Consider the following 12,888-nt stretch of genomic DNA (forward strand, 5'->3'; position numbering starts at 1 on the left):
GGCCGCCGGAGACCTGGCCGCAACCGCTCCGCTTCGCGCTCGGCATCTGCCTCGGCTCGGAAATGCCCACCGCGATCTATTGGGGGCCGGAGCTTCGCCTGTTCTACAACGATGCCTGGGCACCAATCCCGGCAGAGCGCCATCCGGCTGCGCTGGGGCAGCGCGGCGAGGATGTCTGGCCGGAAATCTGGGACGTGGTCGGCCCTCAATTCGCGCAGGTAATCGCGACAGGCGCGGGCTTTGCAACCTATGACCAGCGGCTCGACATGGAGCGCGGGGGCCACCCACGCGAAACCTATTGGAACTATAGTTTCACGCCGATCCGCGACGAACATGGCAAGGTCTGCGGCATCCTCAATCAGGGCAACGAGACCACCGCGACGGTGTTGTCGCAGCGCGAACGCCGCGCCGAGATCGAACGGCTGCACGAGCTGTTTCAGCAATCCCCCCGGCGCGGTGGCGCTGTTGCAGGGGCCGGACCATGTCTTCGCGCTGGCCAATCCCGCCTATCGCGACCTGACCGGTCGCCGCGATCTGTTGGGCAAGCCGCTGGCCGAGGCACTGCCCGAAATCGTCGAGCAAGGGTTTGTCGATCTGCTCGACCGGGTGTTTGCGAGCGGCATCGCGTTCCGCGCGACCGGGCAGCCGGTCGAGCTGATGCGCGAAGGCGTGGCGCAGACGCGAATGCTCGATTTCGTCTATCAGCCGATCAAGGATGCGGCAGGCACCACCACCGCGATCTTTGTGGAGGCCAATGACGTCACCGAACGGGTGATCGCGGAAACGTTGCTGCGCGAGAGCGAGGAGCGGCTGCAGCTCGCGCTCGACGCCTCGAACGGCATCGGCGTGTGGGACTGGGACCTGGTCGCCAACCAGGTCCGCACCGATGCGCGATTCGCGCGGCTTTACGGTGTTGACCCGGAACTGGCCGAGCAGGGTGGCCCGATCGAGGCGTTCTTCAGCCACATCCACCCCGAGGACGCCCAGCGCGTCCGCGCCGAGATCGAACAGGCGATCCGCAGCGGCGACCGGTTCTCAAGCGAGTATCGGCTGGTCGATGGCGGCGGTCGCATCCGGTGGGTCACGGCGCAGGGGCGGTGCAGCCATGATACTGAGGGCCGCCCCATCCGCTTTCCCGGCGTCAGTTTCGAGGTCACCGAGCGGCGCGAGGCCGAGGAGGCCGCGCGCAAGGCTGCCGCCGATCTCAAAACCATCACTGAGGATCAGGCGTTTCTGTTCGACCTTGCCAATCGGCAACGCGGGCTGGACTCGCCGGACGCGATCATGCGGCTCAGCGCGGGTGCGATCGCCGAGCGGCTGGGCATCGACCGCGTCGGCTTCTACCGCGTGGTCGGCGAAGGGGCAGTCCAGTTCGGACCGTGCGTCGCCAGCGGCAAGCTGCGCTCGCTGGAGGGTACGCAACGGCTCGACATGGGCGGGGCCAATGCGATGTACCGCCAGGGGCTGACGCTGGTGACGGACGACGCCGCCAACGACCCGCGTTTCGTCGGGACAGATCTCGCGCGCTACTCCCCCGCCGCAGTTGGCGTGCCGCTGATGCGGGGTGGCTCATGGGTCGCCAGCCTCTATGCCAACCAAGCCGAGCCGCGCCGCTGGCGCGCCGAAGAGGTCGCGTTGATCGAGGCGGTCGCACAATCCGCCTGGGATGCGGTCGAACGCGCCGCGGCGGTGATCGCGCTGCGCGAGAGCGAGGCCAAGTTCCGCGCCATCGCGAATTCGATCGACCCGATGGTCTGGTCGACCCAGCCCGACGGCTATCACGATTATTACAACGACCGCTGGTACGAATATACCGGCGTTCCCCCGGTTCGACCGATGGCGAGGCGTGGAACGGCATGTTCCACCCGGACGATCAGGCGCGCGCATGGGAAGTGTGGCGGGGCTGCCTCGCGACCGGTGCCCCCTATCACATCGAGTATCGCCTGAGGCACCATAGCGGTGTCTATCGCTGGGTACTGGGCCGCGCGCAGGCAGTGCGCGACGAGAATGGGACGATCACCCGCTGGTTCGGCACCTGCACCGACATCCAGGACATTGTCGACGCGCGCGAAGTGCTGGCACGGTCGCGACACGAGCTGGAACAGGCGGTGGAGGAGCGCACCGGGCAGCTGATGATCGCCGAGGAACGGCTGCGTCAGGCGCACAAGATGGAGGCGGTCGGCCAGCTGACCGGCGGCATCGCCCATGACTTCAACAACATGCTGGCCGTCATCATCGGATCGCTCGACATGCTCGAACGGCGGATCGCGCAGGGAGCGACCGACCTCGACCGCTACATCGTCGCGGCCAAGGACGGCGCGACCCGCGCCGCCGCGCTGACCCAGCGGCTGCTCGGCTTTGCCCGGCAACAGCCGCTCGCGCCGGTTGCGCTCGACATCAATGCACTGGTGTCGGGGATGATCGACCTGTTGATGCGCACATTGGGCGAGAAGGTGACAGTCGAGACTCGGTTGCAAAGCCAGCTCGCAACCGCATTGGCCGACCCCAATCTGCTCGAGAATGTCATCCTCAACCTGTCGGTCAATGCCCGCGACGCGATGCCCGATGGCGGGCGCCTGACGATCGAGACCGCGAATGAGACGCTCGACGCGGCGGCGGCAGGTGAGTTGGGGCTTGCGCCCGGCGATTATGTCGCGCTGACCGTCGCCGATACCGGGTCGGGCATGTCGGACGAGGTCGCGGCGCGCGCGTTCGACCCCTTCTTCACCACCAAGGGGGTGGGCAAGGGCACCGGGCTGGGGCTGAGCCAGGTGTTCGGATTTGCGCGGCAATCGGGCGGGCATGTCGCAATCGACACCGCACCGGGGCGCGGGACTCGCGTGACGCTGCTGCTGCCCCGCCACGATGCGCCGCCCGCAGCGAATGACAGCGCCACGGAAGCCGGGGGGCAGCGCGCCGGGTCGCCCGATGAGGTGATCCTGGTGGTCGAGGATGAAGAGCGGGTGCGCAACCATTCGGTCGAGGCGCTGCGCGAGCTCGGCTATACCGTGTTGCAGGCGCCCGACGGGATCGAGGCGCTGCGACTGATCGGACGCAGCCAGCCGATCTCGTTGCTGTTCACCGATGTCGTGATGCCGGAAATGACCGGCGACGAACTCGCCCGACGCGCGCGTGAACGCCAGCCGGGCCTGAAAGTGCTCTACACCAGCGGCTACACGCCCGACGAGAATGCGATCACCAGCGATGCCGGAATCACCGCATCGCTGATCGCCAAACCGTTCGGGGTCGATCAGCTCGCCGCCAAGGTCCGCGCGACGCTCGATAGCTGACCGCGGTGCTGGACGTAGCGGCGCGCGCGCTCTAGGGGAGCCGCGCATACCGGAAAGGATCGGAAACTTGGCGAACGTCGCGGTGATCGGCGCCCAATGGGGCGATGAGGGCAAGGGCAAGATCGTCGACTGGCTCGCCAGCCGCGCCGACCTCGTCGTCCGATTTCAGGGCGGGCACAATGCGGGCCACACGCTGGTTGTGGGCGACAAGGTGTACAAGCTGTCGCTGCTCCCTTCCGGACTGGTACGCGGGACACTGTCGCTGATCGGCAATGGCGTGGTGTTCGACCCTTGGCATTTCCGCGACGAGATGGAGAAGCTGCGCGCGCAGGGCGTGGAGATCACGCCGGAAACGCTGCAGGTCGCCGAGACCGCGCCGCTGATCCTGCCCTTTCACCGCGACCTCGACGCGCTGCGCGAGGATGCGAGCGGCGCGGGCAAGATCGGCACGACGCGGCGCGGCATCGGACCGGCCTATGAGGACAAGGTCGGCCGCCGCGCGATCCGCGTGTGCGACCTGGCGCATCTCGACGATCTCGGGCCGCAGCTCGACCGGCTGTGCGCGCATCACGACGCGCTGCGCGCCGGCTTCGGCCAGCCGCCGATCGACCGCGACCGGCTGCTCGAGGAGCTGCGCGAGATCGCGCCGTCGGTGCTGCCCTATGCCGCGCCGGTGTGGCTGACGCTGAAGGGCGCGAAGGAAGCGGGCAAGCGCATCCTGTTCGAGGGCGCGCAGGGCGCGCTGCTCGACATCGACCATGGCACATATCCCTTCGTCACCTCGTCCAACACGGTGAGCGGGTCGGCGGCGTCGGGCTCCGGCCTTGGTCCGGGGTCGGTCGGCTTCGTGCTGGGGATCGTCAAGGCGTACACGACGCGCGTCGGCTCCGGCCCGTTCCCGAGCGAGCAGGATAACGAGGTGGGCGAACTGCTCGGCACGCGCGGCCGCGAGTTCGGCGTGGTGACGGGGCGCAAGCGCCGCTGTGGCTGGTTCGACGCGGTGCTGGTGCGCCAGTCGGTCGCGCTGAGCGGGGTCACCGGCATCGCGCTGACCAAACTCGACATTCTCGACGGCATGGAGACGCTGAAGATCTGCACCGGCTATACCGTCGGCGACAAGCATTACGACTATCTGCCGCCCAGCCCGCAGGATCAGGCGCGCGCGGTCGCGGTCTATGAGGAGATCGAGGGCTGGAGCGAGTCGACTGCCGGCGCGCGCAGCTGGGCACAGCTGCCGGCACAGGCGATCAAATATATCCGCCGGATCGAGGAGTTGATCGGCTGTCCGGTGGCGCTGGTGTCGACCAGCCCCGAGCGGGAGGACACGATCCTGGTCCGCGATCCGTTCGCGGACTGATGTGACCCGGACGCGGCGCGCCGCGCCCGGGGACGAAACAGGTCAGTAGAAGGTCGAATTGGGCTCGGGCACCGTTTCGGTCCCGTGATGCGTCGGGTCGGCGCTGGGCTCGACATCGGTCCGGTTCGACAAGGTCTCCGGTGCGGTCGTGTCGTCCGGGACCGCTTCGTTGGTCAGCTCGTTCTGAAGCGGCGGCTCGGCCTGTGGCGTGCCGATCGCCGCGATGGCAGCGGTGGACCCGCCAAGGGCGATGAGGCTGAACAACGTCTTGTGGCGCATGAGACACTCCTGACTACCCGACGCGGGCTGAACGCGCGCACGGGGTCAAAAGTCGCATTTCAGCCCGAACTTTGTCCACATAATCAACCGGTTCAGCGGTTCGGGTCAGCCGCATTGCGCGCGGTGGAGCAATTTCTGATCGGCGAGCACCAGCGCCATCATCGCCTCCACCACCGGCACGCCGCGAATGCCGACACAGGGGTCGTGGCGGCCCTTGGTGCGGATCTCGGTCGCTTCGCCGTCGCGGGTGATGGTTTCGACCGGGGTCAGGATCGAGCTGGTCGGCTTGAACGCAACGCGCACGCGGACCGGCTGGCCGGTCGAGATGCCGCCCGCAATGCCGCCGGCGTGGTTGGCGAGAAATTCGGGGCCGTCCGCGCCGGGACGCATCGGATCGGCGTTGGCCTCGCCGGACAAGGCGGCTGCGGCAAATCCGTCGCCGATCTCGACGCCCTTCACCGCATTGACGCTCATCATCGCAGCGGCGAGCTCGCTGTCGAGCTTGGCATAGAGCGGCGCGCCCCAGCCCGCCGGAACGCCCGTCGCCGCGCACGCGATCACCGCGCCGAGCGACGATCCGGCCTTGCGCGCGTCATCGACCAGCGTTTCCCAGCGGGCAGCGGCGTCGGGGTCGGGGCAGAAGAAGGGGTTGTTGCCGATGTCGTTCGCGTCAAACTTGGCATAGTCGATGGCGTCGCCGCCGATCGCCTCGACCCAGGCGGTAATCGTCACCTCCGGAATCACCAGCCTTGCGACCGCGCCGGCCGCGACGCGCATTGCCGTCTCACGCGCCGAGGAGCGCCCGCCGCCGCGATAGTCGCGAAAGCCGTATTTGGCGTCATAGGCATAGTCGGCATGACCGGGACGATAGGCGGCTGCGACCTCCGAATAATCCTTCGAGCGCTGGTCGACATTGTCGATCAGCAGGCCGATCGGGGTGCCGGTGGTCCGCCCGTCGAATACGCCGGAGAGGATGCGGACCGCGTCCGGCTCCTGACGCTGCGTGGTAAAGCGCGATGTGCCGGGGCGGCGCTTGTCGAGAAAGGGCTGGATATCGGCTTCGCTGAGGGTGAGGCCGGGCGGGCAGCCATCGACCACTGCACCGATCGCCGGGCCGTGGCTCTCGCCAAAGGTGGTGAAGCGCAGCACGCGGCCAAAGGTGTTGAAGCTCATGGCGTCATCTCCTCGCCCAATCCCAAGCGATTTGGAAGCAAGAAGGATCGCGGGTCGGAGAAAGCCCGGATCAGGCGTCCTGCGCCAGCGCCGCGAAGGCACCCGCGTGGCTCGCCACGCCGCGCACCCCGCAGGGCAGCTTTCCGTCCTGCAACGCCAGCGCCATCAGATAGTCACCCGCATAAGGCGAGTCGAAACCGCGCGCGAGATCGGCGGCATAGCCAAAGCGGCCATAATAGGCCGGATCGCCGAGCACGAAGCTGAGCAGATAGCCCGCATCGCCGAGATGCCGGTGCCCCGCCGCGATCAGCGCCTCGGCCACGCCCTGTTTCCGGTACGCCGCCTCGACCGCGACGGGGGCGAGCGCGACGGCCGCGAGGGCGACGTCGTTGACGCGCACCTCCATCCGGCTGAACGCGACCATGCCCGCAAGCGCGCCGGTCTCCTCGTCATCCGCGACGAGGGTCAGCACCATGTCGCCATCGATACACAGCCGCTGGACCAGCATCGCCTCATCCGCCGCAGGAAAGCTGCGCCGCAGCAGCGCGTCGATCGCCGCGACGTCGCCGCCGGTGGCGGGGCGGATGGTGATGGTCATCTCAGACCAGCGCGATATCCGGGGCGTCTTCGGCCTTCATGCCGATGACGTGGTAGCCGGCGTCGACATGGTGGGTTTCGCCGGTGGTGCCGCTCGACAGGTCGGACAGGAAATAGAGGCCGGCGCCGCCGACATCCTCGATCGTCACGTTCCGCTTGAGCGGGGCATTCAGCTCGTTCCACTTGAGGATCAGGCGGAAGTCGCCGATGCCGCTCGCCGCCAGCGTCTTGATCGGACCGGCGCTGATCGCGTTGACGCGGATGTTGTCGCGACCGAGATCGACCGCGAGATACTGGACGCTGGTCTCCAGTGCAGCCTTGGCCACGCCCATCACGTTATAATGCGGGATGACCTTCTCCGCGCCGTAATAGCTGAGCGTCAGCAGCGATCCGCCGTTCGGCATCATCGCGCTCGCGCGCTTGGCCACCGCGACGAACGAATAGACGCTGATGTTCATCGTCATCAGGAAATTGTCGAGGCTGGTGTCGACATAGCCGCCGCGCAGCTCGTTCTTGTCCGAGAAGCCGATCGCATGGACGACGAAGTCGATCGTCGGCCAGCGGCTGGCAAGCGTTTCGAACGCGGTGTCGAGCGCGTCCATGTTGCTGACATCGCAGTCGATCAGGAAGTCGCTGCCCAGCTCTTCCGCGAGCGGGCGCACGCGCCGCTCCAGCGCTTCGCCCTGATAGCTGAATGCCAGCTCCGCGCCGTGTTCGCGCAGCTTCTTGGCGATCCCCCAGGCGAGCGATCGATCATTGGCGAGCCCCATGATCAGCCCGCGCTTGCCCTGCATCAATCCGGTCACGTCTTACCCTCCGGTCCCTTCAAGCGGTGTCTCTAACCCGTTCTCGGGCGTTTCTGCCAGTGCCGCGTTGAGTTCGGCGCCGATAACGACCCCGAAGCCGATGAGGAAGAAGAAGATGAGTGCAACCATCACGCCAGCGAGGCTGCCATAGGTCAGGCCATAGCCGCCAAACGAGCTGATCACCTCGGGAAGCGCGGCCGTGCAACCCATCCACCAAAGAGTCACAAAGGCCGGGCCTGGCCATTTGGGGCATTCGGACTTGCGGTAACGCGACGGAGTGAGCGTGTAGAACAGAATGTAGAGCGCGCCGAACAAGGCGATGGCGGGCGCGACCTTGGTCAGCGAGATCATCCGCGCCGCGTCCGACGCGAAAGGAAGGACGCGCAGGATGAACTGTTCCGCGCCGATCAGCAGCACCTGGAAACTGAATGCCATCATTGCCAATATCACCGATGCGATAACCATGCCGATGGTGGCCAGTTTGAGCCGCCAGAAGGGCGTGCCCGACGGGATACCATAGGCCTGACGCAGGATGGATCGCACGGTTTCGATGAAGCCCGACGTGGTCCACAGCCCGACCAGCGCGCCCAGCCACAGCAGCGACCCCGAGCGCGCGTCGAGCACTTCGAGGATGGCAGGCCGCAGCAGATCGGCGACTTCGGGGGGCACGGTGCGCAGGAATGCAGCCACCGCCTGAAGCCCGTCGCCCGTGCGCCCGACCAGCCGCGCCACTGCGGTCGCGACGATGAAGAACGGGAAGAGCGTGACCAGGCTCAAATAGGCAAGGTTGCCGGCATGGGTGAAGCCATCGGTATAGGCACCGACCGCCACCCGCCTGGCTACCTCGATCGCCCGGTCCGTGACGCCGAGGTCGGACAGCCTTTTGTGAAAGCCGTGCCGCCGCGCTTCAGGCGATTCGGGGGATACGGGTTCGGTCACGCTATCCGTTCAGACGCCCAGCCGGGCGCGCGGGTTCCCCTGATCGGTCCAGTCGGCGACGAACTCCGCGAGCTTCGGGTCTGATCCCGGTATCTCGATCATCAGCGTGGCGAGCAGGTCGCCGCGCGCGCCCTTGCCGTGGAAGCCGCGATCCTTGAGCCGCAAGGTCTTGCCCGAACTCGACCCGGCGGGAACCTTGAGGTTCACCGGGCCCTCCGGCGTCGGCACGCGCACGCTCGCCCCCGCGACGGCTTCCTTGAGCGTGATCGGCAGGTCGAGGCGGATATGATCGCCGTCGCGAGTGAAGAATCGGTGCGGTTCGATCTCGATCGTCACGATCGCATCGCCATTGCCGCCCGGGCCGGAATCGCCCTTGCCCGACAGCCGCATCTGGGTGCCGGTCTCGACCCCCTTGGGCAGCTTGAGGTCGATGGTCGATCCGTCGCGCAGCTGGATCCGCTGGGGCTTCAGCGCTGCGGCATCCTCGAACGGCACGCGCAGCCGGTATGCTACATTGGCGCCCTTGGCCGGAGGAGGGCGGCGACCGAAGCCGCTGGAAAAGCCGCCCTGCTGCCCGCCGAACCCGCCGCCTGCGCGACCACCGAACAACCCTTCGAGGATATCCTCGAACCCGGCATCGCCACCGCCGCCGAAATCGAACTGCGACCCGCCGGGACGAAAGCCGCCCTGCGGTCCGCCGCGCGCACCGCCGAACCCTGCGCCAAACGGCGAGGTCGGGTTGCCGTCGCCGTCGATCTCGCCGCGATCGAACCGCGCGCGCTTGTCCTTGTCCATCAGCAGGTCGTACGCCTGCGTCACGGTGCTGAACTTCTCGGCGGCCTTGGGATTGTCCTTGTTGCGGTCGGGGTGCAGCTCCTTGGCGAGCTTGCGATACGCCTTCTTGACCTCATCCTCGCTGGCCCCGCGCGAGATACCCAAAGTCGAATACGGATCGGCCACGATGTTTCCCTGTTGATGCTCGTTCAGCGTATTATCCCGCTACATCGGCGCGGCGGGGGGAGAGTGCAAGGGTTGGCGCCTATTCGAGCGGCTCGACATCCACCGACACCGCCATGTTCTGCGCGCCGGATCCCAGCACGATGCCGTCGATCGGGGCAATGTCGGTATAGTCGCGGCCGATCGCGATGATGACATGGTCGCTCGCCATCCAGATGCCGTTGGTCGGATCGACCCCGACCCAGCCGCGCTCCGGCCCGCACCACAACAGCACCCAGGCATGGGTCGCGTCGGCCCCGACGAGGCGCGGCTGACCGGGCGGCGGGAGGGTGCGCAGATAGCCGGAGGCATAGGCGGCGGGGAGACCGGCGGCGCGCAGGCCCGAGATCATGATCTGCGCGAAGTCCTGACATACGCCGCCGCGCTTCAGGAATGCTTCGTGCGGAGGCGTGTCGACCAGAGTCGCGGTCGGATCGAAGTCGAACTCGCTCTGGATGCGGCGGGCGAGGCCGATGGCGGCGTCCAGCGCGCCGCGTTGCGGGTCCAGTTCCTGCGCGCACCACTCCGCAATGTCGCGGTCGAGCGGGATCAGGGGCGAGGGGAAGAGATAGGAGGCGGGGCTGGCTGGTCCTGCATCGCGGCTGGCGCGCGCCTGCGCGGCGATCTGCGCCAGCGTCGGATCATTCGGCGCGGGCAGCGGCACCGGGCGGTCGACGGTGATGGTGCAGCGGCTTTCGATCGTCAGGCTGCGCACCGCCTGAGTCACCACCAGCCGGACGACATTGGCGAGGCCAGCCTCGGCGCGGGCGGGCGCGGTATCGCCGCCGGGCTCGATGCTCAGGCTATAGTCGTGCAGCTGCTGCCCCGACCAGTGGATCGGCTTCAGCCGCAGGTTGCAGCGGGCGAAGCCGACCGGCTCGCCATAGTCGAATGTCGTGACGTGGCGGATGGCGTAGCGCATCAGCCGACCACGAGCCCGGAGGCGCGCAGCGGTTCCGATCCGTGGAGGAAATAGCGGCGCGCGACCGCGTTCGACAGCGCGGCGAGCTTGTTGCCGATCGCGTAAAGCTGGTCGTTGCCGAAATGCGCCGCCTGCGCGGTCGCGACCATCGCGGCGAGTTCGCGCGCAAGCCCCTGTTGCGGCTCGGCGAGGCCGTCGTCGGACAGCACCGGCAGCGCGTCGAGATGCGCGACGATCGCCTCCACCTGAAACGCGATGCCGCGCGGATTGCCGGGGTCGAGCGCGATCAGGTCGAGCGCGGGCACGCGGGCGATGCCGGTCAGGTAACGCTGGCGATAGCTGATCTGGCTGTCGGCAAGATCGAGCAGCGCGGAGAGGTCGTCGCTCGTCGCATCGGGCTGACCCAATGCGAGCAGCGCCGAAACGGTCGCCACCGCGCGCTCGATCCGGCGGCCGAGATCGTGGAAGCGCCAGGCATCGGTGCGGCCCATATGTTCGGACGACAGCCCCGCCAGCGCCGAATAGCGCCGCTGGAGCGACCCCGCCCGATCGAGCGCGCCGCCGCGCGTCGGATAGGGCGCGTCGAGCAGGCGGATCATGTCGGCGGCAAGCCGGTCGCGGCTGACCGCGCCGATCGCGCGCGCCTGACGGTTGATCGCGCGGACGCTGTACCAGCCATCGGCGGCGTCCATCGCGATTTCGGCAAAGCGGGTGAGGTGCGCGCGACCGAGGCTGTCGGGCGCGGGTGCCGCCCCCGCCTCCACCACCAGCCCGACCAGCCGCCCAACCGTGTCGGCGGCGAGCGCAGCGCCGCTGTCGGCGCTGATCGAATGGCCGAGCAGCGCGCGGACCACGCCCAGTCGCGCCTCGCCGCGCTCAAGATAGCGGCCGAGCCAGTAGAGATTGTCGGCAACGCGGCTGGGCAGGGTGCCGGGATTGCGGCGCAGCTGGGTGGTATCGCTCGGCTGGAGCAGGGTCACCGGTGCGACCGGCGCGTCGCCATGGATCACGACATCGGCGGACCAGTTGCCCTCCCCCATCACCGCCGCACGCGCGTCGGGCTTGTCGCCGATCTGCGCGAAGCCGCCGGGCATGACATGCCAGCTGCCGTCCGCTCCGCGCGCCGCGAACACGCGCAGCGTGAAGGGTCGCGCTTCGAGCCGCCCGTCGCTGACCACCGGCATGGTCGAAAGGCGCACGACCTCCTGCCCGACATAATCCTGCGGGCGGCGTTCGAAGTCGGCGAGCAGCGCGGCGCGGGTGTCGGGCGACAGTGCCGATCCCAGCATCGCGTCGGACAGGACATTGGTCGCGACGCCGAATGCGGGAGCGATCACCATATTGTCGAGGTCGCTCGCGACTTCGGCGCATTCGCGCGGCTGGCCGCACCACCAAGTCGCGATATTGGCGAGCTTCAGGCTCTCGCCGGTCAGCCGCGCGCAGACGCGCGGCAGGAAGGCGGCGAAGGCGGGTGCCTCCAGCATCCCCGCGCCGGGCGAGTTGGCGATCACCACCTCCCCCTGCGCCATCGCGTCGATCAGTCCCGGCACCCCGATCGCCGAATGCGAATCGAACGCGAGCGGGTCGATCATCCGAGGATCGACGCGCCGCCACAGCGCATCGACGCGCTTCAGCCCCGCGATGGTGCGCAGATAGACCCGGTCGTCGAGCACGGCGAGGTCGCCGCCCTCTACCAGCAGGAAACCGAGATAGCGTGCGAGATGCGCCTGTTCGGCATAGCTGGGGTTGAGGCGTCCCGGCGTCAGCAGCCCGATGCGCGGATCGCTGCGGCGGCAACGCGCGGCGATGCCTTCGCGAAACGCCGCGAAGAACGGCGCATGCCGCTCGATATTGAGCCGTTCCTGCAACCCGCCCAGCATGCGCGCGATGGCGAGCCGGTTTTCCAGCGCATAGCCCGCCCCCGCCGGCGCGCGCAGATGATCGGCGAGCACCCGCCACTCGCCCGCCGGGCCCCGGCACAAGTCGAACGCGACAAAGTGGAGGTGGCATCCGCCAGGCGGCTCCAGCCCCATCATCGGACGCAGGAAATAGGGGCTGCCGGTCAACAGGCTCGCGGGCAGGCTGCCGCCCTGAACTAGCGTCTGCGGGCCGTAGCAATCGGCGAGCACCGCTTCGAACAGCTCGGCGCGTTGCGCCACGCCAGCCTCGATCCCCTGCCATTCGGTCTTGTCGATCAGCAGCGGGACGGGCGACAGGGGCCAGGGGCGCTCCTCCCCCTCCCCCGCGATGCGGAAGCCGGTGCCGATATCTTCGGCATGGCGCTGCGCCTTTTCGCGCGCGGCGGTCAGATCTTCGCCCGCGCGTTCGGCCAGTTCCTCCAGCGCCGCGTTCCACGCCGGATCGTCGAGCCCGGCGGCGTAGAGCATATCGGTCGCGGGCGTGGCGGCGCGATAATCGGTCAGCCAGCGCCGCGCGATCGTCGCCGTGTCATATGTGTCCGCCACAGCGATCGCCATTCAGTGCCCCCTTCGACGGACTGTGTGTGACGGGCCATGCTCGCGGGTGCAA

At 68.0% G+C, this 12,888-nt stretch carries 11 protein-coding genes; 3 read left to right on the forward strand and 8 right to left on the reverse strand.

Annotated features, from left to right (window positions below; translation table 11 throughout):
- The first annotated feature begins 456 nt into the window (after window positions 1–456).
- The 3 genes from LRS08_RS07400 (at window position 457) to LRS08_RS07410 (ending at window position 4,647) form a co-directional block, all read left to right on the forward strand.
- The gene (locus LRS08_RS07400) at window positions 457–1,947 is read left to right on the forward strand and encodes a PAS domain-containing protein (protein WP_260481511.1); all 1,491 of its coding nucleotides are present in this window, start codon (window positions 457–459) and stop codon (window positions 1,945–1,947) included.
- Window positions 1,857–3,290 carry a PAS domain-containing hybrid sensor histidine kinase/response regulator gene (locus tag LRS08_RS07405; RefSeq protein WP_260481512.1) on the forward strand — a complete coding sequence of 478 codons (1,434 nt, stop codon included), beginning with the start codon at window positions 1,857–1,859 and terminating at the stop codon, window positions 3,288–3,290. The genes LRS08_RS07400 and LRS08_RS07405 overlap by 91 nt, the downstream gene beginning before the upstream one ends.
- 67 nt (window positions 3,291–3,357) lie before the next feature.
- Window positions 3,358–4,647, forward strand: coding sequence for an adenylosuccinate synthase (locus LRS08_RS07410; protein WP_257844272.1), 1,290 nt, complete (start codon window positions 3,358–3,360; stop codon window positions 4,645–4,647).
- Window positions 4,648–4,689: 42 nt separating this feature from the next.
- On the opposite strand, the gene LRS08_RS07415 is transcribed toward LRS08_RS07410, so the two are convergent.
- The 8 genes from LRS08_RS07415 to LRS08_RS07450 all read right to left on the reverse strand — a co-directional run bounded on the left by LRS08_RS07415 (window position 4,690) and on the right by LRS08_RS07450 (window position 12,836).
- On the reverse strand, window positions 4,690–4,926 hold the full coding sequence (locus LRS08_RS07415) for a hypothetical protein (protein ID WP_257844271.1): 237 nt from the start codon (window positions 4,924–4,926) through the stop codon (window positions 4,690–4,692).
- 105 nt (window positions 4,927–5,031) lie between these two features.
- Window positions 5,032–6,099: a chorismate synthase gene (gene aroC, locus LRS08_RS07420; protein WP_257844270.1), complete on the reverse strand. Its 1,068-nt coding sequence runs from the start codon at window positions 6,097–6,099 to the stop codon at window positions 5,032–5,034.
- A 70-nt stretch (window positions 6,100–6,169) separates the two neighbouring features.
- Window positions 6,170–6,697, reverse strand: coding sequence for a GNAT family N-acetyltransferase (locus LRS08_RS07425; protein ID WP_257844269.1), 528 nt, complete (start codon window positions 6,695–6,697; stop codon window positions 6,170–6,172).
- A gap of 1 nt (window position 6,698) precedes the next feature.
- A complete protein-coding gene (gene fabI / locus LRS08_RS07430) occupies window positions 6,699–7,502 on the reverse strand; it encodes an enoyl-ACP reductase FabI (RefSeq protein ID WP_257844268.1) in 804 nt (267 codons plus the stop codon).
- Window positions 7,503–7,505: 3 nt separating this feature from the next.
- Window positions 7,506–8,441 carry a YihY/virulence factor BrkB family protein gene (locus tag LRS08_RS07435; RefSeq protein ID WP_260481513.1) on the reverse strand — a complete coding sequence of 312 codons (936 nt, stop codon included), beginning with the start codon at window positions 8,439–8,441 and terminating at the stop codon, window positions 7,506–7,508.
- A 9-nt stretch (window positions 8,442–8,450) separates the two neighbouring features.
- Window positions 8,451–9,401, reverse strand: a complete 951-nt coding sequence (locus tag LRS08_RS07440) for a DnaJ C-terminal domain-containing protein (protein ID WP_257844267.1) — start codon at window positions 9,399–9,401, stop codon at window positions 8,451–8,453.
- A gap of 79 nt (window positions 9,402–9,480) precedes the next feature.
- The gene (locus LRS08_RS07445) at window positions 9,481–10,359 is read right to left on the reverse strand and encodes a transglutaminase family protein (protein ID WP_257844266.1); all 879 of its coding nucleotides are present in this window, start codon (window positions 10,357–10,359) and stop codon (window positions 9,481–9,483) included.
- Entirely contained in the window at window positions 10,359–12,836 is a 2,478-nt protein-coding gene (locus LRS08_RS07450) for a circularly permuted type 2 ATP-grasp protein (protein ID WP_257844265.1), read from the reverse strand. Before LRS08_RS07450 ends, LRS08_RS07445 begins: the two co-directional genes overlap by 1 nt.
- Between the last annotated feature and the right edge of the window lie 52 nt (window positions 12,837–12,888).

It is taken from the genome of Sphingomonas sp. J315 (assembly GCF_024666595.1).
GTDB lineage: Bacteria > Pseudomonadota > Alphaproteobacteria > Sphingomonadales > Sphingomonadaceae > Sphingomonas.